At 67.3% G+C, this 25,386-nt stretch carries 27 protein-coding genes; 15 read left to right on the forward strand and 12 right to left on the reverse strand.

Annotated features, from left to right (window positions below; genetic code table 11):
• Positions 1–246: 246 nt before the first annotated feature.
• Positions 247–495: a hypothetical protein gene (locus Q4G50_RS07680; RefSeq protein ID WP_303377067.1), complete on the reverse strand. Its 249-nt coding sequence runs from the start codon at positions 493–495 to the stop codon at positions 247–249.
• Positions 496–893: 398 nt separating this feature from the next.
• Here Q4G50_RS07680 and Q4G50_RS07685 point away from each other — a divergent pair, with 398 nt between their 5' ends.
• Together Q4G50_RS07685 and Q4G50_RS07690 are read left to right on the forward strand one after the other, a co-directional pair.
• A complete protein-coding gene (locus Q4G50_RS07685; protein WP_303377068.1) occupies positions 894–2,216 on the forward strand; it encodes an O-acetylhomoserine/O-acetylserine sulfhydrylase in 1,323 nt (440 codons plus the stop codon).
• Between the two features lie 135 nt (positions 2,217–2,351).
• Positions 2,352–3,488 carry a homoserine O-acetyltransferase gene (locus Q4G50_RS07690; RefSeq protein WP_303377093.1) on the forward strand — a complete coding sequence of 379 codons (1,137 nt, stop codon included), beginning with the start codon at positions 2,352–2,354 and terminating at the stop codon, positions 3,486–3,488.
• Positions 3,489–3,572: 84 nt separating this feature from the next.
• Here the strand turns inward: Q4G50_RS07690 and Q4G50_RS07695 are convergent, their stop codons facing one another.
• Both Q4G50_RS07695 and Q4G50_RS07700 read right to left on the reverse strand, forming a co-directional pair.
• Entirely contained in the window at positions 3,573–3,893 is a 321-nt protein-coding gene (locus tag Q4G50_RS07695; RefSeq protein WP_303377069.1) for a DUF3017 domain-containing protein, read from the reverse strand.
• The gene (locus Q4G50_RS07700; protein WP_303377070.1) at positions 3,886–4,740 is read right to left on the reverse strand and encodes a bifunctional methylenetetrahydrofolate dehydrogenase/methenyltetrahydrofolate cyclohydrolase; all 855 of its coding nucleotides are present in this window, start codon (positions 4,738–4,740) and stop codon (positions 3,886–3,888) included. Before Q4G50_RS07700 ends, Q4G50_RS07695 begins: the two co-directional genes overlap by 8 nt.
• 25 nt (positions 4,741–4,765) lie before the next feature.
• Here Q4G50_RS07700 and Q4G50_RS07705 point away from each other — a divergent pair, with 25 nt between their 5' ends.
• Positions 4,766–5,236 carry a tRNA (cytidine(34)-2'-O)-methyltransferase gene (locus Q4G50_RS07705; protein WP_303377071.1) on the forward strand — a complete coding sequence of 157 codons (471 nt, stop codon included), beginning with the start codon at positions 4,766–4,768 and terminating at the stop codon, positions 5,234–5,236.
• Here Q4G50_RS07705 and Q4G50_RS07710 read toward each other — a convergent pair.
• On the reverse strand, positions 5,209–6,531 hold the full coding sequence (locus Q4G50_RS07710; RefSeq protein ID WP_303377072.1) for a PH domain-containing protein: 1,323 nt from the start codon (positions 6,529–6,531) through the stop codon (positions 5,209–5,211). The two genes, Q4G50_RS07705 and Q4G50_RS07710, sit on opposite strands and share 28 nt — an antisense overlap.
• Positions 6,528–6,977, reverse strand: a complete 450-nt coding sequence (locus Q4G50_RS07715; protein ID WP_303377073.1) for a PH domain-containing protein — start codon at positions 6,975–6,977, stop codon at positions 6,528–6,530. The genes Q4G50_RS07710 and Q4G50_RS07715 overlap by 4 nt, the downstream gene beginning before the upstream one ends.
• Before the next feature lie 32 nt (positions 6,978–7,009).
• On the opposite strand from Q4G50_RS07715, the gene Q4G50_RS07720 reads away from it, so the two are divergent.
• Positions 7,010–7,216: a hypothetical protein gene (locus Q4G50_RS07720; protein ID WP_303377074.1), complete on the forward strand. Its 207-nt coding sequence runs from the start codon at positions 7,010–7,012 to the stop codon at positions 7,214–7,216.
• Here Q4G50_RS07720 and Q4G50_RS07725 read toward each other — a convergent pair whose 3' ends face one another.
• Entirely contained in the window at positions 7,217–7,891 is a 675-nt protein-coding gene (locus tag Q4G50_RS07725) for a metal-dependent transcriptional regulator (protein WP_303377075.1), read from the reverse strand. It abuts the gene before it with no gap.
• A 113-nt stretch (positions 7,892–8,004) separates the two neighbouring features.
• Here Q4G50_RS07725 and Q4G50_RS07730 point away from each other — a divergent pair, with 113 nt between their 5' ends.
• Genes Q4G50_RS07730 through Q4G50_RS07745 form a run of 4 tightly spaced genes read left to right on the forward strand, consistent with a single transcriptional unit; the run spans position 8,005 to position 11,367 of the window.
• Entirely contained in the window at positions 8,005–8,919 is a 915-nt protein-coding gene (locus Q4G50_RS07730) for a metal ABC transporter solute-binding protein, Zn/Mn family (protein ID WP_303377094.1), read from the forward strand.
• Positions 8,916–9,632 carry a metal ABC transporter ATP-binding protein gene (locus tag Q4G50_RS07735; protein ID WP_303377076.1) on the forward strand — a complete coding sequence of 239 codons (717 nt, stop codon included), beginning with the start codon at positions 8,916–8,918 and terminating at the stop codon, positions 9,630–9,632. The genes Q4G50_RS07730 and Q4G50_RS07735 overlap by 4 nt, the downstream gene beginning before the upstream one ends.
• Positions 9,629–10,507 (forward strand): metal ABC transporter permease, encoded by an 879-nt coding sequence (locus Q4G50_RS07740; protein WP_303377077.1) that lies wholly within the window; start codon positions 9,629–9,631, stop codon positions 10,505–10,507. Before Q4G50_RS07735 ends, Q4G50_RS07740 begins: the two co-directional genes overlap by 4 nt.
• Complete coding sequence (locus Q4G50_RS07745; protein WP_303377078.1) at positions 10,504–11,367, forward strand: metal ABC transporter permease; 864 nt, start codon at positions 10,504–10,506, stop codon at positions 11,365–11,367. The genes Q4G50_RS07740 and Q4G50_RS07745 overlap by 4 nt, the downstream gene beginning before the upstream one ends.
• On the opposite strand, the gene Q4G50_RS07750 is transcribed toward Q4G50_RS07745, so the two are convergent.
• Positions 11,334–11,864 (reverse strand): hypothetical protein, encoded by a 531-nt coding sequence (locus tag Q4G50_RS07750; protein ID WP_303377079.1) that lies wholly within the window; start codon positions 11,862–11,864, stop codon positions 11,334–11,336. The genes Q4G50_RS07745 and Q4G50_RS07750 overlap by 34 nt on opposite strands.
• A 15-nt stretch (positions 11,865–11,879) precedes the next feature.
• Complete coding sequence (locus Q4G50_RS07755) at positions 11,880–15,011, reverse strand: error-prone DNA polymerase (RefSeq protein WP_303377080.1); 3,132 nt, start codon at positions 15,009–15,011, stop codon at positions 11,880–11,882.
• 121 nt (positions 15,012–15,132) lie between these two features.
• Between Q4G50_RS07755 and Q4G50_RS07760 the strand changes: the two genes are divergently transcribed.
• From Q4G50_RS07760 to Q4G50_RS07775, 4 genes are all read left to right on the forward strand, one after another.
• Complete coding sequence (locus tag Q4G50_RS07760; RefSeq protein WP_303377081.1) at positions 15,133–16,026, forward strand: MetQ/NlpA family ABC transporter substrate-binding protein; 894 nt, start codon at positions 15,133–15,135, stop codon at positions 16,024–16,026.
• Positions 16,027–16,116: 90 nt separating this feature from the next.
• A complete protein-coding gene (locus tag Q4G50_RS07765) occupies positions 16,117–17,172 on the forward strand; it encodes a methionine ABC transporter ATP-binding protein (protein WP_303377082.1) in 1,056 nt (351 codons plus the stop codon).
• Positions 17,169–17,846, forward strand: a complete 678-nt coding sequence (locus tag Q4G50_RS07770; RefSeq protein WP_303377083.1) for a methionine ABC transporter permease — start codon at positions 17,169–17,171, stop codon at positions 17,844–17,846. The genes Q4G50_RS07765 and Q4G50_RS07770 overlap by 4 nt, the downstream gene beginning before the upstream one ends.
• A gap of 182 nt (positions 17,847–18,028) precedes the next feature.
• A complete protein-coding gene (locus Q4G50_RS07775; RefSeq protein WP_303377084.1) occupies positions 18,029–18,790 on the forward strand; it encodes an HAD family hydrolase in 762 nt (253 codons plus the stop codon).
• Positions 18,791–19,057: 267 nt separating this feature from the next.
• Here Q4G50_RS07775 and Q4G50_RS07780 read toward each other — a convergent pair whose 3' ends face one another.
• A complete protein-coding gene (locus Q4G50_RS07780; RefSeq protein WP_303377085.1) occupies positions 19,058–20,578 on the reverse strand; it encodes a SulP family inorganic anion transporter in 1,521 nt (506 codons plus the stop codon).
• 58 nt (positions 20,579–20,636) lie between these two features.
• Here Q4G50_RS07780 and Q4G50_RS07785 point away from each other — a divergent pair, with 58 nt between their 5' ends.
• The gene (locus tag Q4G50_RS07785) at positions 20,637–20,984 is read left to right on the forward strand and encodes a MerR family transcriptional regulator (RefSeq protein ID WP_303377086.1); all 348 of its coding nucleotides are present in this window, start codon (positions 20,637–20,639) and stop codon (positions 20,982–20,984) included.
• On the opposite strand, the gene Q4G50_RS07790 is transcribed toward Q4G50_RS07785, so the two are convergent.
• Positions 20,968–21,828 (reverse strand): sucrase ferredoxin, encoded by an 861-nt coding sequence (locus tag Q4G50_RS07790; RefSeq protein WP_303377087.1) that lies wholly within the window; start codon positions 21,826–21,828, stop codon positions 20,968–20,970. The two genes, Q4G50_RS07785 and Q4G50_RS07790, sit on opposite strands and share 17 nt — an antisense overlap.
• A gap of 144 nt (positions 21,829–21,972) precedes the next feature.
• Here Q4G50_RS07790 and Q4G50_RS07795 point away from each other — a divergent pair, with 144 nt between their 5' ends.
• Positions 21,973–22,602 carry a hypothetical protein gene (locus Q4G50_RS07795; protein ID WP_303377088.1) on the forward strand — a complete coding sequence of 210 codons (630 nt, stop codon included), beginning with the start codon at positions 21,973–21,975 and terminating at the stop codon, positions 22,600–22,602.
• Here the strand turns inward: Q4G50_RS07795 and Q4G50_RS07800 are convergent.
• Complete coding sequence (locus tag Q4G50_RS07800; protein WP_303377089.1) at positions 22,599–24,134, reverse strand: DNA polymerase Y family protein; 1,536 nt, start codon at positions 24,132–24,134, stop codon at positions 22,599–22,601. The genes Q4G50_RS07795 and Q4G50_RS07800 overlap by 4 nt on opposite strands.
• A gap of 1 nt (position 24,135) precedes the next feature.
• The gene (locus tag Q4G50_RS07805) at positions 24,136–24,798 is read right to left on the reverse strand and encodes a hypothetical protein (RefSeq protein ID WP_303377090.1); all 663 of its coding nucleotides are present in this window, start codon (positions 24,796–24,798) and stop codon (positions 24,136–24,138) included.
• 87 nt (positions 24,799–24,885) lie between these two features.
• Between Q4G50_RS07805 and Q4G50_RS07810 the strand changes: the two genes are divergently transcribed.
• Positions 24,886–25,293 (forward strand): hypothetical protein, encoded by a 408-nt coding sequence (locus Q4G50_RS07810; RefSeq protein WP_303377091.1) that lies wholly within the window; start codon positions 24,886–24,888, stop codon positions 25,291–25,293.
• The last annotated feature ends 93 nt before the right edge of the window (positions 25,294–25,386 follow it).

The following is a 25,386-nucleotide window of genomic DNA, read 5'->3' on the forward strand; positions in this document are numbered from 1 at the left end:
ATTATTTTGCCCCCCCGGCCAAACCCCGGCTGGGTTCCCGCACCCCCCCCCCCATGCGGGGGGGGGGCCCCCGTGGCCCCCCCACGCCCTGATCGCTTCATAGCGTCGCATGATGATGAACTTCGGCAGGTTGAGCAGAAACTCCCAGGGGGCGGCATTCCTCTCGTCCAGGATGCGCGCCCCGCGGTGATAGAGAACCGCCCACCATCCGGCATAGACGGCGACCACCAACCCGAGTGCGACCGCTCAGCTGATCCCTTCCGCCCCGATGATGTAGAGCACCGCAGCCATCGTGAGCACCAGGGAGGCCACCAGCACGACATTATTGCGGGAGTGCAGGTGCTGGATGCGGAGCATGACGGCGGCCACTACCGTGGACACCATCACCGCCAGCAGGGCGAAAAGCGCCAGGGTCTCCCAGCGTTCCGCGGTGAGCAGACTGTCGAAGCCAGCCCGACCCGCGATCAGGGTCAGGGAGTAATTGAGCCCCAGCACAAAGTGCACCCCCCAGGGGGCGGGTGATCGGGTGGACGTTCTCCAGATCGTGCTCCCGTGCGATGAGCGCCAGACGTTCGCGGGCCTCCCACGCGTTGTCCTCCACCTGCCGACGGAAAAGACCGGTGCCCTCCACCCGGCGGTAGGCGTAGCCGATGGAAATGACCACGGCCCACAGTGTCAGCACCAGGAAGAGCGCCACCACCCGCACCATCGCCGAGGCGATGGAGTGAGGTTGGTGCCTGTGGGTCCACAGGGTGTCCATGCCACTGACCACACAGTGAACCACTTAGTCTAGCTTCCCGAGATTTTTATTCACATGCTCTCACCAGCGCTTTCTACCTCTTCGCAGACCGCTCAGTTTACGCCAGAGCCCGGCCGGAATTAGTCTTTCCCGCATGACTAAATACGACAATTCCGCAGCCACCGAGTGGGACTTTGCCACCCGCTCCATCCATGCAGGTGCCTCCCTGGACTCGGACAACAACTCCCGTAACCAGCCGATCCACCTCACCACCTCTTATGTGTTCAACTCCGCCGAGCACGCGAAACAGCGTTTCGCCCTCGAGGATCTCGGCCCGGTGTACACGCGGCTGACCAACCCCACGGTGGAAGCCCTGGAAAACCGCATCGCCTCTTTGGAGGGTGGCGTCCACGCCGTCGCTTTTGCCTCCGGCCAGGCCGCGGAGACGGCCGCGATCCTCAACCTCGCCGGCGCCGGCGATCACATCGTCTCCTCCCCGCACCTTTACGGCGGCACGGAGACCCTTTTCCAGGTGACGCTCAAGCGGCTGGGCATCGAGGTCAGCTTCGTGGAGGACCCGGCCGACCCGGAGTCCTGGCAGGCCGCCGTGCAGCCGAACACGAAGGCCTTTTACGGTGAAACCTTCGGCAACCCGGCCGCCGACATCCTCGATATCCCGGCTGTCGCGGAGGTCGCGCACCGCAACCAGGTGCCACTTATCGTGGACAACACCATCGCCACCGCCGCGCTGGTCCGCCCGCTGGAGCTGGGTGCCGACGTTGTCGTCGCATCGCTGACCAAGTTTTACACCGGCAACGGTTCTGCCCTGGGCGGCATCCTCGTCGACGGTGGCACCTTTGACTGGACCGTCGAGCGCGACGGGAAGCCCGTGCACGAGCAATTCACCACCCCGGATCCGGCCTACCACGGCCTGAAATACGCCGACCTGGGCGCCGCTGCCTACGGTCTCAAGGCACGGGTGGGCCTGTTGCGGGATACGGGGGCGTCGATAAGCCCGTTTAACGCCTGGGTGACGCTGCAGGGCCTGGATACCTTGCCGCTGCGCATCGAGCGCCACAACGACAACGCCGCGCAGGTGGTGGAGTTCCTGCAGAATCATCCGAAGGTGGCGAAGGTGAACTTCGCCGGTGCGGCCGACTCCCCGTACCGTGCGGTGAAGGAAAAGCTCGGCCTGCGCCATACCGGTTCCGTGCTCACCTTCGAATTGGACGCCCCGGGCGATGACCGCGAGAACGCCTGGCGCTTCATCGATGCCCTGCAGCTGCATTCCAACCTGGCGAACGTCGGGGATGTGCGCTCGCTGGTGGTCCACCCGGCCTCCACTACCCACTCGCAGTCCGATGAGGCGGGCCTGGCGCGTGCGCAGGTGACGCAGAAGACGATCCGCCTGTCGGTGGGCATCGAGGCGATCGGCGATATCATCGCCGACCTCAAGCGCGGTCTCGACGCCGTCTAAGAGACAGCTTGGTCCATATAAATCCACGTCCCTGAACTGCAGGGACGTGGATTTTGGCATCCCTGCTGTTTGCGCGGGCGGGTGGGGAAACCTACGCTTTCTACAGACACGTTGACAGCTGGAAGGTGACCTGACATCGCTAACCTCAACCTTGCCCCGCAGGGCGAACTCGCGCAGGTAGCCATCGGCGACCTCCCCACGGAGGCCGGCGGCAATGTTCGTGACGCCACCATCGCCTACCGTCGCTGGGGCGAGTTCCGGGGCGACCCGCACGGCGCCAACAACCTCGTTCTCATCGAGCACGCCCTGACCGGCGACACGAACGTCGCCGACTGGTGGGGCGACCTACTCGGCCCCGGGAAGGCACTGGACACCGACGCCTGGTGCATCGTGTGCACCAACGTCATCGGTGGTTGTCAGGGTTCCACCGGCCCAGCCTCCGAGCACCCGGACGGCGGGCGCTGGGGTTCGCGTTTCCCGGCGATCTCCATCCGCGACCAGGTTACCGCGGAAAAGATGCTTCTCGACGCCCTCGGCATCACCCACATCCACGCCGTCCTCGGCGGCTCCATGGGTGGAGCCCGCGCCCTGGAGTGGCCGCTGATGTACCCGGAGAAGCTCAACGCCTCGTGCGTCATCGCGGTCTCCGCACGCGCCAGTGCCTGGCAGATCGGTATCCAGACGGCCCAGATTTCCGCCATCGAACGCGATCCGGCCTGGCAGGGCGGCGACTACTACGACACCGGCCAATCTCCCGATGCCGGGCTGGCCGCTGCCCGCCGCATCGCGCATCTCACCTATCGCGGCGAACAGGAACTCGATGAGCGGTTCGGCGCCGGCCGCCAGGACGGGGAGAACCCGCACGGCGAGTTCCGCTCACCGGATCAGCGCTTCGCCGTGGAAAGTTACCTGCAGTACCACGGCCAGAAACTCGTGGAGCGTTTCGACGCCGGCAGCTACGTCGTGCTCACCGAAGCCCTCAACCGCCACAACATCGGCCGCGGCCGCGGCGGACTCAACAAGGCTTTGGGTGCCTGCCGGGTCCCCACCATGATCGTCGGCGTGGACACCGACATCCTCTACCCGTACCACCAGCAGGAGCACCTCTCCCGCAACATCCCGGAGCTCATGGGCATCGCCCGGATCTCCTCCCCCGTCGGCCACGATGCTTTCCTCGCCGAGTTCCGGCAGATGGACCGCATCATCCGCCGCTTCTTCGTGCTGAGCGTGCTCGGCGACGACGAGCACGAGGACGACGGGTACCTGATCTAGGCGGCATTTCATACCTCGAAGGAGGGTCCGGAGGCACTCGGAGCCCCCCCCCTTTGAGGTATCTTCCGCCCGGGCGTGCGCCGTCTAAGACCCCAGCGCGTCCACCGATGCTGCCAAAAACGCCATCGCCCCTCCGATGACGGTGCTGAAGGCGGCGTCGAAACGCCGGGAGCGCACGGCGAAGACGCCGACGATGCGGGAATCGCACGTCAGGCGCACCACGGCCAGCCACAGCAGGGAGACGCCGAGGACGAAGGTGGCGCGTCGCCAGTGCTCGGTGAGGGCGAAGACGCTCGCCATGACCACCCCGAGGACGAACCACAGAAGGAATCCCCACTGCACCCAGCGGGGCAGCCGCGAGGGCGCCACCGACAGGTCGTGGGGATTGTCCAGCGGGCTATTCACCTGCGAGTAGTTCCGCCCTCTCGACGACGTTGGCCACCAGGAAGGCACGGGTCAGCGGGCCGACACCACCCGGGTTGGGGGAGACGTGCCCTGCGACCTCCCACACATCCGGGTGGACGTCGCCGGCGAGCTTGCCGTCGAGACGAGAGACTCCGACGTCGAGCACCGCGGCACCCGGCTTGATCATGTCGGCGGTGAGCATGTGGGGCACCCCGGCGGCGGCGATGATGACGTCGGCGTTCTTGGTCTCCGCCACCAGATCCTTGGTGCCGGTGTGGCACAGGGTGACGGTGGAGTTCTCGGAACGACGGGTGAGTATGAGTCCGATTGGGCGACCGACCGTGACACCACGGCCGATGACGACGACCTTCGCACCATCGAGCTCCACGCCGAAGCGACGCAGCAGGTGGATAGAGCCGTTCGGGGTGCACGGCAGCGGGGCGGGCTCATTGAGCACGAGCTTGCCCAGGTTGACCGGGTGCAGGCCGTCGGCATCCTTGTCCGGGTCGATGGCGGCGAGCACCGCGTTCTCGTCGAGGTGCTTCGGCAGCGGCAGCTGGACGATGTAGCCGGTGCAGGCCTCGTCGTTGTTGAGCTCCTCGATGACGGCCAGCAGCTCCTCCTGAGAGATATCCGCCGGCAGATCCTTGCGGATGGAGTTGATGCCGATCTGCTCGCAGTCGCGGTGCTTCATCTTCACATAGGAGTGGGAGGCCGGGTCATCACCGACCAGCACCGTCGCCAGGCCGGGCACGATGCCCTTGTCCTTCAGCGCGGCGGTGCGCTTTGCCAGATCCTCGAAGATCTCGTTCCGATACAGCTGTCCGTCAAGTTTGATCGCAGTCACGCCCCTCATCCTAGACTCTTGGGATATGGCCCGACTGCACGTCATCTTCGATAACCCCGTCATTCCCCCGAACACGGGTAACGCCATCCGTATGTGCGCGGGTACCGGCGCACACCTCCACCTCGTCGAACCCTTGGGTTTTGATCTGTCGGAGAAACATCTGCGCCGGGCAGGTCTGGACTATCACGATCTCGCCCAGGTCACCGTCCACGCCACTTTCGAGGAGTGCTTATCGACGCTCACCTCCTCCCGCATCTTCCCCTTCACCACCCGCGCCACGGTGTGGCACACGGACGTGGCCTGGCGCGAGGGCGATGCCCTGCTCTTCGGCACCGAGCCGACCGGGCTGCCGGAAGCCCACCTGGCGCATCCGCGCCTGGAGCACGAGGTGCGCATCCCCATGGTGCCAGGACGCCGGTCGATGAACCTGTCGAACTCCGCGGCCGTGGCCACCTATGAGGCCTGGCGTCAGCTGGGGTTTGAGGGCGGGGTGTAGGCCGGTAGCCTGCGCTGGCGCAGCTGGTTGAGCAAAGCGTTGCCGTCCTCCGGGGTGAGATCTTCACCGGCCATGCGCACCGGACCCGGCACCAGGTCAAAACGCACCGTACACAGGCCAAAGAGCTGCTGGAGCGGCCCGCGGCTCAGCGAGAGCTCCTGGATGTGGCTGGGGTGGATGATGCTGATACGACGGCTCAGCCGCCCCTGGCGGGTGATCACCGCGTCCTCGCGCACGGTCACCGATTGCTGGCGCAGGTCGACGGGTGAGACCCACCGGGCGCGGTCGGGGGAGGTGAAGGTGGGGGCGTCGATAAGCGGGGCCGGGGCGATGACCGCCAGGAGGGCATCTGCCTGCTCGCGGGAGCCGACTGGCAGGATCGTCGTGGTCGCGGCGTTGCGGCCGGCGCTCATCCCATAGCCCGCAACGGAAACAGACACGAACCACCAGCCGGTGGCCCGCCACAGGAAGGGCTGGGTCAGCCGCACCCCATGGATGCGCTCCACCGGGATCGACTGCTTGCGACGATCGGCCAGACCGTAGGAGAGGTGGAGGGTGTCGTCATCAAGGCGGGCGGTGAAACGCCAGGCGCGGTCGATCTGATTCCAGATGACGGGCACGAAACCGAACAGGATGGGCACGAGCGCGGCCCAGCCCAGGGGTGAAATGAGCACAGCCACCACCGCGATGACACCGCCGATGCTGCTGCCCTGCAGCACCGCGGCTGCCAGGGAGCGGGCGATGGGGATCTCCGGGATGATGGCGCGCCCGGGTTCCGGGGGTGCGGGAATATCGTCCGGCACGGCATCCGGGGTGCGGCGGGCGCGGGCCAGCACTTCCCGGCGCACCGCCTCGGCCTCAGCTTTCGGCAGGTAGGCGATCTCGATGACGGAATTGCCACTGCCGGCGGTTTCCACCCGGACCGTCGCCAGGCCGAAGATCCGCGCGATGACCGACTCCACGACATCCACCGCCTGAATCCGGTCGTAGCGGGCGGTGCGCAGATTCTTGCTCAGTACGCCGTGACGCAGCGAGACCTCCTCCGCGTCCAACCGAAAACCCATCGCCTGCCACCACACCTGGGAGGCCAGCCACACCAGGGCACACGCCAATCCGAAGGCACCCACCGCGCCGAGCAACAGCAGGAACTGTCCCTCCTCCAGCCAAGTCCACGCGCGGGTGAGCACCGTGAGGTTGACGTTGACCGCCACCACGGCCAGCAGGGCGAGAATGACCGTCCAGAACTTCAACAGGGGTGTTAGGCGGTGGACGCGCCGGAACTCCTGCCCGCTCACAGCCCGCTCATCCTCTCCCGGGCCTGGACGGCCAGACGCTCGCGCAGGGCATCTGCCGTTTCGGCAGGCAAGCCCTCCACGGTGGCATCAGAAGACGCCGAGGCGGTGTGCAGCTTGAGGGTTTTCATCCCCAGGGCCCGTTCAATGGGCCCGGCGCTGACATCGACGAACTGGATACGGCCATAAGGCACCACGGTGAAGGTGTGCCACAGCTTGCCCTTGGTGATTAGCAGCTCATCCTCGGTTTCCTGCCACCCCAGCAGCTTCACCTGGGCCGGAATAAGCCAGACCTGCCAGGCCAGCAGCGCGCCGAAAACAACCGCCCCGGTCCCCCACCACGGGCTCAGCCACCACGCCAGCACCGCGAACACGATGAGGGGGATGATGAGCCAGGGCAGACGGCCCAGGTAGCGGGCGGTGGTCAGTTTCGGGGAGACGGGATTCACGGCACCTACCTTAAGTGACTACGCTGACCGGTGTGATCGCCCTCGAATACCTGCAGTCCAAGGTCCCCACCGGCGCGACCATCGCCGTCATCATCGCGTTCGTCTCCACGCTACTGACCCGCGAGATGCCGCTGGACATCTTCGACATCCTCTTTTTCCTGGGCGTGTGGCTGGCCGGCACCATCGCCGCCGCCGTGCTGCTTGCCGCCTTCGAGATGATCCGGGATCGCTGGCTCTAGCTAGCGCACGCGGATGTCCCCCAGGCTGGCCTCGGCCAGGGGCACGGGGCGGCCGTCCACGTGGACGGTGAGCAGGCCGGCGGCGGAGGGGCTATCGATACGCAGGCGCACGCCGGGGCCGATGCCGTGCTCGGCGAGATAGCGCAGCAGCTGCGGATCGCGGTCGTTGATCTGCTCGACGATGACCTCCGAGCGGGGCGGGACAGCCGCGAGGCTGCGGGAGGTCAGCAGCTCAATCGAGCCGTCGGCGGCGGGGATGGGGTCCCCGTGGGGGTCGCGGGTGGGGTGGGCGAGGTAGGCGTCGATGCGCGCGAGGAGTCGGTCGGAGACGGCGTGTTCCAGCAGGTCCGCGTCGTCATGCACCTCGTCCCACGTGTAGCCGAGGACGGTGACCAGAAACGTCTCCAGCAGGCGGTGGCGGCGCACCATCGCGAGGGCGAGCGTGAGGCCCTGGGGGGTCAGCGTCACCCCGGCGTAGGGCTCGTGGTGGACCAGGTCTTGGCGGGCGAGGCGTTTGATGGCCTCGGAGGCGGTGGACAGTTTCTGGCCGGTGGCGCGTGCCAGTTCGCCGAGGGGGACGGGGGCCTCAACGCCTGAGTGTTCGGCGTTGTCCCAGATCGCCTTGAGGTAGTCCTGCGAGCGATCTGGCAGTTCAGTGACGTGGGGGCCAGACATGGGTCCATCCTAACGGGGGCAAGGGGTTGTCGAAACTCTCCGCGTCACGCTAACGTACATGAGTGTTCAATCCATTGAACTTTTCTATTCACTCTTACAGAAAGATGGCTTCAATGCGTCGCGTCAGCCTGGGCCTCGCCGCCCTTCTCCTTCCCCTCACCGCCTGCTCCCCCGGCCCAGACGCCGCGGACCCCGACATGAACATCTACGCCACGACCGGATACCTCGCCGACGCCGTCGCCAACATCGCCCCCGACGCCGAGGTGACCACCATGGTCGGTCCCGACGGCGACCCGCACACCTACCAGCCGACGACGCGCGACGTGGATAAGCTGCGCTCCGCCGACCTCGTGTTCTCCAACGGCCTCCACCTGGAGGCCCAGATGGAGACCCAGCTCGAAGCCCTCGGCGACAAGCACCGCGCCGTCGCCGAGCAGCTGCCCTCCCAGATGCTGCTGCCCTGGGAGGACACCGACGCCGAGGGCAACGCCCTCCACGACCCGCACGTGTGGAACAGCCCCGACGCCTGGATGCTGGTCATCGACGACATCACCGCCACCCTCGCCGCTCACGACCCCGACAACGCCGAGACCTACCGCTCCCACGCGGCCAGCTACCAGGAGGAGATCTCCGCCGCCGTCGAACGCGCCCACGCCACCATGGCGGAGGTGACCACGCCGCGCATCCTCATCACCGGCCACGACGCCTTCGCCTACTTCGGGCAGACCTTCAACCTGGAGGTCCTGGCCACCGACTACATCTCCACGGAAGCCGCCCTATCCCCCACCGAGCTCAGCGCCCTGGCCGACTACATCGCCGAGAACAAGGTGCCCGTCATCTTCCGCGACAACCAGGCCAACCCGCAGGCAATCACCTCCCTCCGGGAGGCCGTCACCGCCCGCGGCTGGGACGTCGCCGTCTCCGACGCCGAGCTCTTCGCCGATTCCCTCGGCCCGGAGGCACCGCAGAACACCTACCTGGGCGCCTTCGAGCACAACGTCGCCACGGTCGCGGCGGCATTGTCGTGACCCCCGCCGCGCAGGCGTTGGGGCTCAACGTCGCCTACCAGGGCACCCGGGTGCTTATCGACGCCACCGTCACCGTCCCACCCGGCATCGTCATGGGGATCGTCGGCCCGAATGGCTCCGGCAAGTCCACCCTGCTCAAGGCGATGCTCGGCCTCCTCACCCCGCAGTCCGGGCAGGCCCGATTCTTCGGCCAACCGCTCGCCAGGGTGCGCCAGCGCGTCGGATATATGCCCCAGCGCACCGCCGTGGACTGGGATTTCCCCACCACCGTCGGCGACGTCGTCCTCATGGGCACCTACGGTCGCCTCGGCTGGCTGCGCCACCCGGGACGCGCAGAACGTGCCGCCGCCGCCCGGGCCATGGCCGCCACCGGCATCGCCGATCTCGCCGGACGCCAGATCGGGCAACTGTCCGGCGGGCAACGCCAGCGCGTCTTCCTCGCCCGCACCCTCGCCCAGGACCCTGACCTCTATGTCATGGACGAGCCCTTCCAGGGGGTCGACGCCGTGTCCCAGCAGGCCATCGTCGATGTCATGCACGATCTGCGCCGCCAGGGCCGGACCGTCATCCTCGTCCACCACGACCTGGGCACTGTCACCACCTACTGCGATCACGTCACCCTGCTGCGCCAGGGGGAGGTACTCAGCAGCGGGCCGGTGACCGAGCACTTCACCCCCGCCCACATCGCGGCCGCCTACGGACTGACCCCATGAGCCCCACCGACTTCTTCGCCGATCACACCTTCACCATGGTCACCGCAGGCACAACCGTGATCGGCACGGTGGCCGGCGCGCTGGGCTCTTTCGCCTACCTGCGCCGCCAATCCCTGATCAGTGACGTCATCTCCCACGCCGCGCTCCCCGGCACCCTGCTCGCCTTCCTGCTGCTCACCGCCGCAGGTGGCGACGGGCGCTCCATGCTCGGGCTCATCATCGGGGCCACCGTGGTGGGCACACTCGCGGTGGTCGCCTCCAACGCGATCACCCGACACACCCGGATCGCCATCGACACCGCCATGGCCGTCGTCCTCTCCAGCCTGTTCGGCCTGGGCATGCTGCTCATGCAGTACATCCAGCGCCACCCCCTGCCCGGCAAGGGCGGCATCCAGGATTACCTCTTCGGCAACGCCTCCACCATCACCCGCGCTGATCTGGCGGTCTCCCTCGGCGTGGGCCTCCTGACGTGCGCCGTGGTGGTGGTGTTCTTCAAGGAATTCGCTCTGGTCACCTTCGACCGGGATCTGGCGGGACTACTCGGTTTCCACCACCGGATCCTCGACCCGCTCATCTTCGCCGCCATCGCGGTGGCCACCGTCATCGGTGTCAAAGCGGCAGGCCTGGTCCTCATGGTGGCATTCGTGGTTACCCCACCCGCCGCCGCCCGCCAATGGACCCGCACCCTCCCCGGCATGGTCACCCTCTCCGGGATTATCGGCGGGGTCGGCTCAGCCCTCGGCGCCTACCTGTCCATCGTCTTCGGCCCGCTGCCCACCGGGCCTGTCATCGTGCTCGTCCTCGCCGGCCTTTTCCTCTTCTCCCTGCTGTTCTCCCCGCGCGGCATCCTCGTCTCCACCCCCGCTTCCTCATGACGTTTATTTTCGGTACCTTCCTCCTCGCCCTGGTCACCGCGGTGGCCTGCGCCTTACCCGGCGTCTTCGTCGTGCTGCGCAAATCGTCCATGCTTGTCGACGGCATCTCCCACGCCGTCTTCCCCGGCATCGTCATCGGCTACCTGCTCACCCACGACCTGCGCTCCCCCTGGCTCCTGCTCGGCGCAGCACTCGCCGGGCTGTTGGTCGTGGCCGGGGCGGAATGGCTCACCACCACCGGCTTGTTTAGCGGCGACGCCCCCCAGGGGCTGGTGTTCCCGGCCCTGTTCGCCCTCGGCATCATCCTGGTCAGCTCCCACCTGAGCAACATCCACCTGGACACCCACACCGTGCTCGTCGGCGACCTCAACCTCGCCTCCTTCGACCGGCTCATCGTGGGCGGTACCGACATCGGGCCGTCCTACCTCTACATCATGCTGGGGGTCGCGGCCCTCAACACCCTCTTCCTCACCGCCGTGTTCCCCCAGCTCAGCGCGGCCACCTTCGACCCCGAACACGCCCGGGTCAGCGGAGTGCCGGTCCGGGCTCTCGGCCTGGCGTTCATGTTCTTAGTCTCCGTGACCATCACCGCCGCCTTCCACGCCGCCGGCGCACTGCTGGTCATCGCACTGGTGGTCGCCCCCGCCGCCACCGCGCACCTTTTCGCCAACCGCCTATCCGCCCTCATCGCATGGACGATCATCATCGCCCTCCTCGGCGCAGGGGCCGGATTCTGGGTGGCCTTTGCCACCGACACCGCCACCTCCGCTGCAATGGCCGTCTTCTACGGCTTGCTGTTCACGATGACGGCGCTGGTGGTGAACCGCTACAAACCCTCATCGTCGCGGTGCACCTCATAGGTGCCCACCCGCGACCACCCCGGTGAGGTGAAGGACTGGCTGTGCCACTGCGCCCCATACTGGCTGAGATGTGCCAGCCCGTCGCGGCAGAAATAACCGACCGGCACCGAGGATACGTCCTGCGCCACCCGCTTCTTCGCCCCCAGGAAGATAGCGGCGTTGAATTCCGCGGTGGGCTCATCGCCGCGGCCGAAAACGACCTTCAGGAAACCCGCCACATCCTCGGAGACCTTCTCCACCGCGGCCGCGAAGGTGGTGCGCAGCTCACGGGTCAACCAGTTTTCATAACGCTGCTGGTCATAGACCTCGCCGGTGGGCAACGCCCCGGCGGGAAACAGTTCGGTCGACAGGTGATCGGCCTGCACGCCCACCAGACGGTGGGCCTCGGCCGGGGAGAGATCACACTCCCTGATCAGTGCCGCGATCACGTCGTCGACGGTTCCGGCGCGGGCGATGTCCTCGGCGATCTGGTCCAGTCTCCCCTGCGAAGTGCTCATGGTGTCAATTGTAGGTCAGTGGAAGTCCCGCGAACCCCGGCTCAACCACTCCCCCATCACCAGCGGCTCCAGATGATCGGCCACCACCGTCACCGCCCCGGAGGCGTTCTGCACTATTCCCCGCACCACCAAGGCTTTCGACGTCCGCGCCACCACCGCCTGCCGCTTCCACAACCCCACGGACACCATAACGTTGAGCAGGCCCGTCTCATCCTCCATGCCCAGAAACGTCAACCCGGAGGCGGTGCCCGGGCGCTGCCGGTGGGTGACCACCCCGGCCACGCGCACGCGGGTGCCGTCAGGGACGGTGCGGAGGTCGACGGCGGGGACCACGCCGGCGTCGATAAGCATGGAACGCAGCATCTCAACCGGTTGCCGATCATGGGTCACCCCCGTGGCAGTGATATCCGCGGCCATCAGCTCGAAGGCGTTCATGCCGGGCAAAGCCGGGGCGTCGATCGCCGACAGGCCCGGCAACATGCCCGCCCGCTCGGTGGCGGCGACACCCGCCTGCCACAGAGCTTGCCGACGATCCACCCCGAAGCTCTCCACCGCCCCCGCCCGGGCCAGGGCCTCGACGTGCGCGACCGTGAGATCCGCCCGGCGCGCCAGATCCGGGATATCCGTGAACGGGGCGGCGGCCTCGATGCGCGCGGCGGCCTCCGCCCCCAGGCCCTTGATCAGATTCAGCCCGACGCGGATACAGCCGTCGACGACGCGGGCCTGCTCACCGGAGGCCTGGACGTCGACGGGCAGGATCTCCACCCCGTGGCGGCGCGCGTCCTGAATGAGTGACTGCGGGGAGTAGAAGCCCATCGGCTGGGCGCGCAGCAGGCCGACGCAGAACTCCGCCGGGTAGTGGTGCTTGAACCACGCGGAGAAATACACCAGGGAGGCAAAAGACTGCGAGTGGGACTCGGGGAAACCGTAGGCGGCGAAAGCGACGATCTTGTTCCACAGCTTCTCGGCCGTGGCCTCCGGGATGCCGTTGGTTTCCCACACCCCGCGGTAGAAGCGCTCCTTGAGCGCCGCCATCTTCGCCGGGGAACGTTTGGAGCCCATGGCGCGGCGCAGGGAATCGGCCTCCGCACCACTGAACCCGGCGGCGTCGACGGCGATCTGCATGAGCTGTTCCTGGAACAGCGGGATCCCCAGCGTCTTGCCCAGGGACTTCTCCAGGACGGGGTGGTCATAGGTGATCTCCTCCTCCCCGGCGCGGCGACGCAGATAAGGGTGCACGGAACCGCCCTGGATGGGGCCGGGGCGGATGAGCGCCACCTCCACGACCAGGTCGAAAAAGCACCGCGGGCGCAGGCGCGGCAGGGTCGACAGCTGGGCGCGGGACTCCACCTGGAAGACACCGACGGCATCGGCGCGGCACAACATGTCGTAGACACCGGGGTCGGCGAGGTCGAGCTCCCACAGGTTGATGCGCTGCCCGTGTTGCTCCTCGACGAGGTCGATCATGTGGTGCAGCGCCTCGAGCATGCCCAGGCCCAGCAGGTCGAATTTCACCAGCCCGGCGGAGGCGCAGTCGTCCTTGTCCCACTGCACCACGGAGCGGCCCTCCATCCGCGCCCACTCCACGGGCACGACATCAGCGATGGGCCGGTCACAGATGACCATGCCGCCGGAGTGGATGCCCAGGTGCCGCGGCTGGCCCTTGAACTGCGCGGCCAACTCCACCACTGCCGCGGGCGGTTGCGCGGTGCCCTTGGACCAGGCGTCGGCCGCGCCCTGCGGGTGGCCGAGCGCCCGGGCGGCATCCCGCAGTGCGCCCTTCGTGCGGTAGGTGATGACGTTGGCCACCTGCGCTGCCTTGTCCCGACCATGCCGGTCGAAGACATACTGGATGACCTCCTCGCGGCGCCCGGACTCGATGTCGATGTCGATGTCCGGCGGGCCGTCGCGGTCGGATGAGAGGAAACGCTCGAACAACAACCCCGCAGAGATCGGCTCCGCGTTGGTGATGCCGAGTGCGAAGCACACCGCCGAGTTCGCCGCCGAGCCGCGACCCTGGCACAGAATGTTGTGGGCCCGGCAGAAATCCACCAGATCCATGACAATGAGGAAGTAGCCGGGGAAGTTGAGGCCCTCGATGACGGCCAGCTCATGCTCGATCTGGGCCTCCGCCCGGGCGCGGATGTCATCGGGCCGGCTCGCGTACCTGTGGCGCGCCCGCTCCCGCGTCACCTCCGCCAGGAAGGTCATCTCCGTATGGCCGTCCGGGGTGGGGAAATCCGGTAGGTCCGGGGCCACCAGGTCGAGGGTGAAAGCACATTCGCGGGCCAGCTCATTCGTGGCGGCGATCAGCTCCGGGCGCTCTGGCAGCAGGGCAACCATCTGCTCACCGGAACGCAACCACGGCGCACCCATGGGGTGCAGGTCGGCTTCCGCGTCCCCCAGTGACAGTCGGCGGGCTAGGGCGCGTTTCGCCCCGGCGAGACGCGCGTGTTCCCGGGTGGCCGCCGCTGGCAGGCCCGTGGCAATGCGGCGTAGACCATGCCGTCTAACTCCATCGAGTTTTTCATGATGATCCGCGTCCTCCGGTGTCATCGTCACCGCATATTCCAGCACGATGTCACGGGGCACGAACACCTCGAGCAACTGATCGATATCCCCCACCCACTCATGCCCCGCCAGGACCACGCAGTGCCCGCCCAACGCTTCCGCGACGCCGGGCAACGGCGGGTAGGACACCTCCCCTTTGATCCCGGCCGCCATGTGAGCGTCCGCCACCAGGTGCGACAGACGGCGATAACCTTCAGGACCACGTGCCAGCACCGGCAGTACCTTCTTCCCCAGGCTCAGCTCCGCCCCGAACACTGTCGGCAACCCCGCCTCCGCCGCAGCCTCCGCAAACTTCACCGCCCCATAGAAACCATCCCGGTCCACCAGCGCCAATGCACTCAACCCCAGCTCGACAGCACGCTCCACCAGTGACTCCGGCTCACTCGCCCCACCAAGGAAGCTATAGGAACTAACGGCATGGAGTTCCGCGAACTTCACGGCCGACGGGGCGGACGGGGGACGTCGATAAGCATCCCCGCCCAGGTGATCAACGGGGACGGGCGCGGGACCGGGGCGGCCGGAGAGGATACGCTCCAGCCGCGACCAGTTCAGGGGCGCGCCGCCATTAAATCGCATACCCCACAACATACCCAGTATCGAACGTGCGTGCCAAACGGGCAACATGGGCGGCTAGACAGAGCGGTTCGCCTGGTGCTAGGTTGTGCAACCAGCAGATCAACAAGTAAGGACTTCTCACATGACTCTTCGTCGCATCCTCGCCGCCACCGCGGCCGCCGCCCTCGTCACCACCGGCCTCGTCGCCTGCGGCAATGACTCCGACTCCAGCTCCAACGCCGACACCGCCACCGCCACCGGCGAGCCCATCAAGATCGGCACCACCGACGCCAACCTCAAGGAATGGGACGTCTTCGCCGACCTCGTCGAGGAAGAGGGCATCGCCATCGAGATCGTCCCGTTCTCCGACTACAACACCCCCAACGACGCAGTCGCGCAGGGCCAGATCGACGTCAACAAGTTCCAGCACCTGAAGTTCCTCGCCTCCTACAACGAAGGCGCTGGCGAAGAGCTCGTGCCGTTCGCCTCCACCGAGATCTACCCGCTGGCACTGTTCTGGCAGGGCCACGACAGCCTCGACGGCCTCGAAGGCGAAGAAGTCGCCATCCCCAACGACGCCACCAACCAGGGCCGCGCCATCAACGTCCTCGTCCAGGCTGGCCTGGTCACCCTCAAGGAAGAGGGCCTGCTCGACCCGGCACCGGCCGACATCGACACCGAGGCCTCGCAGGTGCAGGTCATCGCCGTTGACGCCGCCCAGACCACCACCGTCTTCCACGAGGGCCGCCCTGCCGTTATCAACAACTCCTTCCTCGAGCGCGCCGGCATCGACCCGCTCGACGCCATCTTCCAGGATGATCCGGACAACGAGCAGGCCGAGCCCTACATCAACGTCTGGGTGACCACCGCCGACAAGGCCGACGACGAGACCCTCAACCGTCTCGCCGAGCTGTGGAAGGACCAGGCCGTCACCGACGCCATCATGGAGACCTCCGGCAACACCGCCGTCACCGTCGAGCGCCCGCGCGAGGATCTCACCGAGATCATGGAGCGCCTCGCAGCCGACGAGAAGTAAACACCGAGCAACATCATGCCCCACCCCGTCGCCTGCCCGCGGCGGGGTTGAGCATTTCCACCCACCTCCTCCCAGAACGGCCCCGCACCCGTGTCCGACACCGCATCCCCCACCCGGCCGCGTACCGGAACCCGCATCGAATTCCGTGATGTGACCAAGGTCTTCACCAACCAGAAGAAGACCGAGACCCGCGCCGTCGACGGCGTCACCCTCACCGTCGAACCCGGCGAGATCCTCGGCGTCATCGGCTACTCCGGCGCCGGTAAATCCACCCTCGTCCGCCTCATCAACGGACTGGATACCACCAGCTCCGGCCAGCTGCTTCTCGACGGCACCGACGTCGTCGGCCTCCCCGAGTCCAAGTTGCGCTCCATCCGCCGCGGCATCGGCATGATCTTCCAGCAGTTCAACCTCTTCCACTCCCGCACCGCCGCCGGCAACATCGCCTACCCCCTGGAGCTGGCCGGCATGGGCAAGGCGGAGCGGAAGAAGCGCGTCGCTGAACTCCTCGACTTCGTCGGCCTGTCCGACAAGGGATCCAACTACCCCGAGCAGCTGTCGGGCGGCCAGAAACAACGCGTCGGCATCGCTCGCGCCCTGGCCACCAACCCGCGCCTGTTGCTCGCCGATGAGGCCACCTCCGCGCTCGACCCGGAAACCACCCACGACGTGCTCAACCTGCTGCGCGAGATCAACCAGGAGTTGGGCATCACCATCGTCGTCATCACCCATGAGATGGACGTCGTGCGTTCCATCGCCGACAAGGTCGCCGTCATGGAGGCCGGCAAGGTCGTCGAGTACGGCAGCGTCTACGAGGTGTTCTCCCACCCGCAGACCGCCGTGGCCCAGCGCTTTGTCTCCACCTCGCTGCGCAACACCCCCGACCAGGTCGAGGCCGCAGATCTGCTCGCCCACGACGGACGACTGTTCACTATCAACCTGACCGAAGACTCCGGTTTCTTCGCCGCGGCCGCCGCCGCCCGCGAAGACGGCCTGGGCATCAACATCGTCCACGGCGGCGTGACCACCCTGCAACGCCAGTCCTTCGGCAAGATGACCGTCCGGCTCACCGGCCCGGAACAGGCCATCGAGAAGTTCCGCACTACCCTGTCCCGCACCACCGACATCCAGGAGATCACGCGATGACCACCACATATCTCGCAGCCGACTGGAACCGCCTCGGCGGCACATTCGTCGACGCCATCGGCGACACACTTGTCATGGTGTCTTTGACGATGGTCTTCGGCGGCATCGGCGGCCTGCTCATCGGCCTGCTGCTCTACACCTCCCGGGCCGGCGGCATCCTGCAGTCGAAGCCGATCTACTGGGTGCTCAATATCCTCGTCAACTTTGTCCGCCCCATCCCTTTCATCGTGCTCATCGCCATGCTCGCGCCGGTGACGCTGCAGTTCGTTGGCACCACCATCGGGCGCTCCGCGGCGATCTTCGTCATGTGCATCGCCGCCGCCTTTGCGGTGGCGCGCATCGTGGAGCAGAACCTCGTGGCCATTGATCCCGGGGTGATCGAGGCCGCCCGCGCCATGGGGGCCAGCCCCTGGCGGATCATCCGCACGGTGATCATCCCGGAGGCCCTCGGCCCGCTGGTCCTCGGCTACACCTTCATCTTCATCGCCGTCGTCGACATGTCCGCCATGGCCGGCTACATCGGCGGTGGTGGCCTGGGTGACTTCGCCATCGTCTACGGCTACCGCGCCTACGACCTGGAGGTCACCTACGCGGCGGTCATCGTCATCGTCATCATCGTCCAGATCGCCCAGCTCTTCGGAAACTGGCTGTCCCGGAGGATCATGCGCCGCTAGCTAGCGCTGTGTCCCCTGCCTCCACGGCCCCGACGCCCCTGGGCGTGGGGGCCTTTTCTGTGCCTTTTCCAGGCCCGCGTTGTGGCGTACCCCGATGTCTCCGGGCACTCGATGTTTTCCCAGTTCGCGGGAGGGTCGAAGAAGGAATCGGGGCACGCCACAACGCGGCTACCCTCGACAGCATGAAGATCGCCGCCTTCGACATCGACGGAACCCTGCTTTTCCCCGCCGGCATCGCCGACGCGGACATCGCCGCCATCCGGGACTGGCAGAGATCCGGCCACCTGGCGGTAGCAGCGACAGGAAAATCACTCCACGGCCTGCACCGCGATCTCGCCCCCTATGACCTGTCCTTCGACTACTCGGTGGTCTCCACCGGCGCCGGGGTGAGCGACCGTGCCGGGAACTACCTGTTCTCACGCACCGTGCCCACCGATAGCCTGCGGGATATCCTCACCCCGTTACTTACTGATCCCACCCTCGCCGTCTACGCCACCACCCTCCACGGCCCGGACCGGCTGCTCTCGGAGCAGCCCGCCCGTCTGAGCGGCACGATCCTGCGTCAGTGGGAGCGCCTTGCCATCTCGGAGCTCGGTGACCACGAGGTTTCGTGCGTGCCCGTGTGGGTGCCGGATAATCCGGCCCGCCAACAGCAGCTGCGGGAGAAGATCCTCGCCACCTGCCCGGGCGTGGCGGTGCACACCAACCGCAACTTCCTCGACATCGTGCCCGCCGGGGTGGACAAGGCCACGGGGCTGCGGGAGATCACGGCGCATCTTGGGGTGCAGGCGGAGATGATTTCCTTCGGCGACTCTTTCAATGACCTGGCCATGCATGCCTTCGCGGATCATGCGGTGGCCTTCCCCTGGTCTCCGCCCGAGGTCGTTGATGCCGCCGATGAGGTGGCGCACGCGGTTGCCCCGGTCCTGCGGCGTCTTATCTGAGCTGCTCCCCCGCCTCTTCGAGGGCTTCGCGCCCGCCGGCGGTGTAGGCCTCCCAGTCGCGGCCGGGGCCGACGGGGGTCCGCGTCTCCGCGGCGCAGGGCGCGGGCTAATTCCCCCCAGTGCTGCGGTCGCACCCTCGTGGTATTTGAAGGGGGGAAAACTCCGCCCCGTCGCGCCCCATCGCGCAGGCGGAGGTGTTGCCGGATAGCTCGGCCATGGCGGTAGCGGCCTGCTGGCGGCGCTGAGCTACCCAGCTGTGGAAGTCGCTCATGAGCCCAGTTTCCCGGACAGCCGGTCAAGGCGGTATTTGCTCTGCCCGTCGAGGCCGATGATGTCGACGACCTTGCCGCGGGCCTGGAACTTCTGCTGGATGGCGTCGAGGGTGGCTACGGTCGAAGCATCCCACACCTCCGCCTGCGAAAGATCGATGATGATGTGGCGGGCGTCATCGTTGTAGTCGAAGCGGTAGACGAGGTCGTTGGAGGAGGCCCAGAACAGCTGGCCGGTGACGCGGTAGGTACGCACGTCAACGTGGCCGTCGTCGTCGAGATCCACCTCCCGGACCTTCTCGATGTCCACCATGTGGGCAACGCGGCGGGCGAACATGATCATGGCGGTGAGCACGCCGCCGATGACACCGACGGCGAGGTTGTGGGTGGTCAGGGTGGCTACCACGGTGACCAGCATGACGAGGGTCTCGCTGCGCGGCATGAGCTGGAGCGTGCGGGGGTGGATGGAGTGCCAGTCGATGGTGCCCAGGGACACCACCACCATGATCGCCACGAGTGCGGCCATGGGGATCAGGCCGACGATGTCGCCGAGGGCGACGACGAACACCAGCAGGAAGACGCCGGAGAGGAGCGTGGAGAGGCGGGTGCGGGCGCCGGCTTCGCGGACGTTGATCATGGTCTGGCCGATCATGGCGCAGCCGCCCATGCCGCCGAAGGCGCCGGTGACGAGGTTGGCCACGCCCTGCCCCCAGCTCTCGCGGGTTTTGTCGGAGTGGGCGTCGGTGATGTCGTCGACGAGTTTGGCGGTCATCAGAGATTCCATGAGCCCGACGAGTGCCATACCGAAGGCGTAGGGGGCGATGATCTGCAGGGTCTCCAGCGTGAGGGGCACGTCCGGGAGGAACAGTTCCGGCAGGGAACTGGGCAGTTCGCCCTGGTCGGCGACGTCGGGGACGTTCCATCCGGTGAGGACCACGATGCCGGTGAGCACGACGATGGTGATAATCGGGGCGGGCACCGCTGTGGTGATCCTGGGGAAACCCACGACGATGAGAATGCCGAGGGCAAACAAGGGGTACACCAGCCAGGGCACGTCCCACAGGTGGGTCAGCTGCGCCATGAATACGAGGATGCCGAGGGCGTTGACGAAGCCGGTCATCACCGAGCGCGGGATGAAGCGCATGAGCTTCGCGACGCCGAGCACCGCCATCGCGATCTGGATAACCCCGGCGAGGAGGACGGTGGCGATGAAGTAGTCATAGCCGTAGTCGCGCATGACAGGCGCGATGACCAGGGCCACGGCACCGGTGGCGGCGGAGATCATCGCGGGGCGCCCGCCGGTGAAGGCGATGGTGACGGCCATGGTCACGGAGGCGAAGAGCCCGACGCGGGGGTCCACCCCGGCAAGGATGGAGAACGCGATCGCCTCGGGGATGAGCGCGAGGGCGACGACGAGCCCGCCGAGCACTTCGGTGCGCAGGCGGGCCGGGGAGGAGAAGGCGTGGCGGAAGGATGCGATGACGCCGGTGGGCGCCGCTTCCGTGATGGGCTGAGACACGAAAGCTACCGTAACGGTAGGGTTGGCGGGGAACAACTCGACGAAGGGGTAGGCGCGCATGGGAATGAAGATCGGCGAGGTCGCCGAACGCACGGGACTGTCTATCCGTTCCTTGCGCCACTACGACGAGGTCGGCGTGGTCTCCCCTTCCGGCAAGACCCCGGGCGGTTTCCGCCTCTACTCCGAGCGCGACGTCGAACGCATCCTGCTGGTACGCCGCATGAAGCCGCTGCAGTTCACGTTGGAGGAGATGAAGGGGTTCCTCGACGCCGCCGAGCACCCCGGCTCCCCCGCCGCGCGCGCCACCATCGAGCGCGTCCACGATGATGCCCGCACCCGCCTGGCCAAGCTACGCCAGCGGGTGTCCTACGCGGAGGAGTTCCTCGACATCATCGAAGGCCTGTAGCCACCCACACCCGACCGGTCTTCGGGGCGTCACCACAGGAGGAGATCACCCCGTCGACGTCGCGTTGTTCCAGCTCCACGGTCCAGGTGCGGCCGTCCGTGTGCGTGACGGTCACGCCCTCTCCCTCGTTCACCGTCAGATCACCGAAGCGCAGGGGTTCGCCGTCCGTGAGCAGCTGCTTGGCGACGGCCACCTCCGCCACCTGCCCTCGCGGCCCGTGCAGGCCGCGCCCCCGGTTGCCGGGGTAAAAGTATTCTCCCGCCAGCGCAGCGCGGACCAGCGCGTCACCGGCCTGTTCGTTGAGGCGGCCGTAGCTGTAGCCCCACGGCATGAGCAGGATCGACGGAGCGAAGCGGTGCCCCTTGGTGTGGGAGGTCTCCCACACGATCTGCCCGGGGTGACGCTCCGACAGCGCCGCCGCCAGCGGGCGGCCCTTCAGGGCGCAGCACACGTCTCGTTTGCCGTGGGTGCAGACGAGGACGAGGGGGGCGTGGATAAGCTCGGCGTTGTTGCGACCCGGGCCGGAAAGATCCAGGTCGAGGATGGCCTCGGGGCCGTCGACAAGCAGCTTCTCCACCCGGGCCTCCTCCGCGAACACCAGGAAAAGGTGGTGGGCGGTGATGCGGCGGCCGTCGCGGCCGGGGTGGCGGATGAGCTGCAGCCCGGCGTCTTTGCCCAGCTTGTTCTTGAGCCGGGCGGTGAGCTCCTCGCCGAAGACGCCACCGTCGAGAACATCGCGGCTCCAGCCGTGGGGCCACTCGAAGATGACGTAGACGCGTTCCTGTTTGGCGGAACCGGGCAGGGGTTCACCGGCCACGTCGGAGCAGCGGAGGGCATCAGTCATAAACCCAGCCTAGCGATGTGTACCACACCACCGGCCAGTCACCCGGTGACACTTAGGGTCGCTTTACAACGATTTGTTCACGATCACCCCCTCCCCCGCTTTCTGAGTTCACTAATAGCGCTCCCTGTGGTTACGGTGAATGGCATGAACGAATCCCTGGCGCCCACTCGCAGGACCTCCCCCCGTCGTACCTCCCTCGCTGCCGTACTGGCCGCGGGGTCTTTGGGGTTGGCCGCCTGCGGGACCGGGGTGGGGCAGGAATCCACGGGCGCCCGGAACGGCGACCGCTCCCTGATGGAAACGCTCACCGCCGCCACCCTCGGCGGGGACACCACCGCTGTCGGCGAAGCCAATGTGGCGCAGAAGACCTCCCGCCCGGATGCCCCGGCGATGCTCATGGTCGAGTCGGTGCGTATTGCCAGCCATGACGGTTTTGACCGCATCGTCTTCGATCTCATCGGCGACGGTGCCCCCGGCTGGTTCATCGACTACACCACCGCCCCGAAGCAGCAGGGTTCCGGCAACCCGGTGGAGTATGAGGGGTCGGTGGCTCTCGATGTCAACATCGACGGCACGACCTATCCCTTCGAGTTGGGTCGGGAGGATGCCAACATCGGCACGGTCGCCGGTTCCGGCAATGTCACCCAGATCGTCTCCGCCGGCACTTTCGAGGGTCGTTCCCAGTTCGTCGTGGGTTTGCAGGAGAAGCTGCCTTATTCGGTGGAGGTTCTCCACGATCCGCACCGTCTGGTCATTGACGTGCGCCACCGTTAGTAGCTGGCCTCGATCCGCCATCCACCCCCGCTCAGCCACAGCAGCAGCCAGGCGCGGGGGTGTTGTTCATTCTCGGCCTGGCCGACGACCTGCAGCCTGGCCACCTTCTGTGATTCCGGCCCCCACCACCCGGTGTCCACGGGCCAGGGTCCGGCCCACGCCGCCACCCGGTAGCGGTGTTTACCCCAACCGAGCGCGACGGGGGTGTCACTGAGCAGGGCTTCCGCGGTGACGACCACGTCGCGGGCCTGCGCGTTGAGCATCCGGATCCGCGCGGCCGGGTGCGTCAGGCGAGCAGGTAAGGGCCCGGGAATTCTTCCCGGCCAGCTTCCTTGCTTATCGACGCCCCGTTCCTCCCCGTAGGGCACGAAATCGATCCGCTCCGCCACGCCCCGCCCGCCGACCAGCCGCGGGGTAAGGACTTTATCGATGCCGAGAGTGGACTGCACGCGGTTGGCAGCGCGCCGCACGGCGGTGGTGTCGTGGCGTTCCCCCCACAGGGCACCGACGATATCCGGTGGGGCGGATTCCAGTGGCTCGAGGATGAGGGTGGCGATGGCGCCGGCCCCGCCGGAGGTGAGCCAGCCGTCGAGCTGCCAGCGCACGCGGTCCGCCGTGGCGGACTCGGTGAGCGGTTCGCGGGTGCGCCAGATCCGTTCCAGGCGGGTGCCGTCAGCCAGTTCCGCCAGCACGCGCAGCCGCAGGCAGGATAGGCCAGCGGTACGCAGCCGCTCGTGGAGGATGTTCGCCAGCTGGCGGGCGGCGAAGGCGGCCGCGTCGACCCGGTCGATGGGCTCCTCCGGGGTGACCGCCACCGACAGGTCCGCGGCAGGCATCTCGGGGGCGACGCGGCGGTCAGCGGCGGCACGCGCGATGCGGTGGCAGCGCTGCCCCGCCACCCCGAAGCGGGTGCTCACCGCCGTGGCGGGCAGGGCAGCGAGCTCACCCAGGGTGCGGATACCGAGGTCCCCGAGTGATTCGACCAGAGCGTGGTCGCAGTGCAGCGAGGCCTCGGCGGCAAGCAGGGTGACGGGTTGGACGTCGAGGAAGGGGCGCGACCCGCCCTCCGGGACGATGTGCCCGGCACCGACGCGGGCGGCGATGAGTGCGGTGGCGATCTCGTCGGCGACCCCGACCTGAGCGTCGATGCCGCGGCGGGCGGCGGCATCGATAAGCATCTCCACCGCACGGCCCTCGGAGCCGTGGAAGCGACCCGCGGCCCCGGCATCGACGACGACCAGGCCGGGGCGCAGGACCTCGATGGAGGAGGCGACATCATCCAGGCCGGCGGCGATGGACTCGAACATCCGGCCATCCCGGTCGAGATCCTCGTCGAGAATGACCAGGCCGGGGCACACGGCCTGTGCCTGACGTACCCGCATGTCACGGCGCACCCCGGCACGGCGGGCGGCGGCCGAGCACACGCGGATGCGGTGCTGGCGGGCGATGGCGAGGGTGGCGGGCAGGCCTTCGTTGTCGATCCGGGCCGCCTGCACCGGCCAGTCCGGGAACCACAGGGCGGCGACGCGCATCTCACACCACCTTCAGTTCGGCCCGCCTGCCCACCGTCACGGTCGTCGAGGCCGAGGGCTGCCCCTTGGCCTCCACGCGCACGGCAATGTCGACGCCCCGGATACGGCCCGACCCTTGCCCGATGCCGCGAAAGGTGGTGACCGTGGCGTCGATCCGCGCGTGCGGGGAGGGCACACTCGCCCCGACCAGCACCAGCGCCGCCGACCCGCCGCGCAGCTTGCCCAGCAACGGGCGGGCACGCACCGGGGAGAGTTCCAGCGGCACGGCCCAGCGGGCGATCACCAGGTCGAGCCCCTCGACGAGCACCCCGATGATCCCGAGGGGATCGATGCCCGGATCGGGCACGGCGATGACGTGGTCCAGGTTGCCGGCATCGACCACACCGGCGAGCGAGAGTTCCGGCCACCCGATGAGGCCGACATGTCCACCCCCTGCGGTAGCCTGGGCGATGAGTTCAACAATGAGAGCCGGACAGTCCGCCACCTGCGTCACCGCGCGACGCGCCAGCCCCCCGCCCGGCAGCGTCCGGGCCAGGTCGGAAGGGGTGGCGATGACCTCGGGCTTATCGACGACAGGCTGCTCGACCACCCCGCCAAGGGCCGCCATCCGGGAACGCAGAAGCTCGACCTGCTCGGCCCGATCAAGGCCCGAGAGGTCGTCCACCTCCCGCAATTTCCGAACGCCTGTTTGATTCACGGGTCCAGTATGCGCCGCGAGAACGGTGCCCGTCAACTGGTAGCGTTGACCTCCATGTACTCCGATATCCGCGCCCGCCAGACCCCGATTCCGACACCGCTGCTCGTCCGAGTAGGAAGCTCACTGCTCATCGCCGTCGGAGTGGCGGTGCTGTCCACGGGGTTGGCGCGCGGCATCCAGGTCGGCGTCATGGTCGCGGCCATCGCCGCCGGCCTGCTGCTCATGTTCAGCCACCCCTACCGGCGCGAGATCAAGGAGTTCCTCGAGCGCCACAACGCCGTGCACAAGCCGCAGATCGGCCAGCTACTGCCACTATTCCTTGTGTGGCTGGCCCTCATGATCGTGCCCGTGTTCGCACCTATGCCCGTGTGGGGCACCGTGCTCGTGGGCGCGGCAGTGTTCGGGTGGATGTACTTGGTATTCCCGCACATCGACGGCACCCGGGCGCTGGCCTACGCCTAGCAAACACCCCCGGCTAGCACCCTCATATATAGATTCCCCTGCACGCTTACCGCCGCACATTTAAGGTCACCAGTGTCACCAACACCCCACAAG

It is taken from the genome of Corynebacterium sp. (genome assembly GCF_030538285.1).
Taxonomy (GTDB): Bacteria; Actinomycetota; Actinomycetes; order Mycobacteriales; family Mycobacteriaceae; genus Corynebacterium.

Coding starts and splice junctions, on each gene's coding strand:
- Q4G50_RS07750 (WP_303377079.1), bottom strand. CDS start 11,864: ATGAGCACTTCGCAGGGGAGACTGGACCAGATCGCCGAGGACATCGCC.
- Q4G50_RS07755 (WP_303377080.1), bottom strand. CDS start 15,011: ATGCGATTTAATGGCGGCGCGCCCCTGAACTGGTCGCGGCTGGAGCGT.
- Q4G50_RS07810 (WP_303377091.1), top strand. CDS start 24,886: ATGTACTCCGATATCCGCGCCCGCCAGACCCCGATTCCGACACCGCTG.
- Q4G50_RS07760 (WP_303377081.1), top strand. CDS start 15,133: ATGACTCTTCGTCGCATCCTCGCCGCCACCGCGGCCGCCGCCCTCGTC.
- Q4G50_RS07725 (WP_303377075.1), bottom strand. CDS start 7,891: ATGTCTGGCCCCCACGTCACTGAACTGCCAGATCGCTCGCAGGACTAC.
- Q4G50_RS07705 (WP_303377071.1), top strand. CDS start 4,766: ATGGCCCGACTGCACGTCATCTTCGATAACCCCGTCATTCCCCCGAAC.
- Q4G50_RS07800 (WP_303377089.1), bottom strand. CDS start 24,134: ATGCGCGTCGCCGCCCTGTGGTTCCCGGACTGGCCGGTGCAGGCGGCC.
- Q4G50_RS07790 (WP_303377087.1), bottom strand. CDS start 21,828: ATGACTGATGCCCTCCGCTGCTCCGACGTGGCCGGTGAACCCCTGCCC.
- Q4G50_RS07785 (WP_303377086.1), top strand. CDS start 20,637: ATGGGAATGAAGATCGGCGAGGTCGCCGAACGCACGGGACTGTCTATC.
- Q4G50_RS07685 (WP_303377068.1), top strand. CDS start 894: ATGACTAAATACGACAATTCCGCAGCCACCGAGTGGGACTTTGCCACC.
- Q4G50_RS07795 (WP_303377088.1), top strand. CDS start 21,973: ATGAACGAATCCCTGGCGCCCACTCGCAGGACCTCCCCCCGTCGTACC.
- Q4G50_RS07740 (WP_303377077.1), top strand. CDS start 9,629: ATGAGCCCCACCGACTTCTTCGCCGATCACACCTTCACCATGGTCACC.
- Q4G50_RS07730 (WP_303377094.1), top strand. CDS start 8,005: ATGCGTCGCGTCAGCCTGGGCCTCGCCGCCCTTCTCCTTCCCCTCACC.
- Q4G50_RS07775 (WP_303377084.1), top strand. CDS start 18,029: ATGAAGATCGCCGCCTTCGACATCGACGGAACCCTGCTTTTCCCCGCC.
- Q4G50_RS07770 (WP_303377083.1), top strand. CDS start 17,169: ATGACCACCACATATCTCGCAGCCGACTGGAACCGCCTCGGCGGCACA.
- Q4G50_RS07745 (WP_303377078.1), top strand. CDS start 10,504: ATGACGTTTATTTTCGGTACCTTCCTCCTCGCCCTGGTCACCGCGGTG.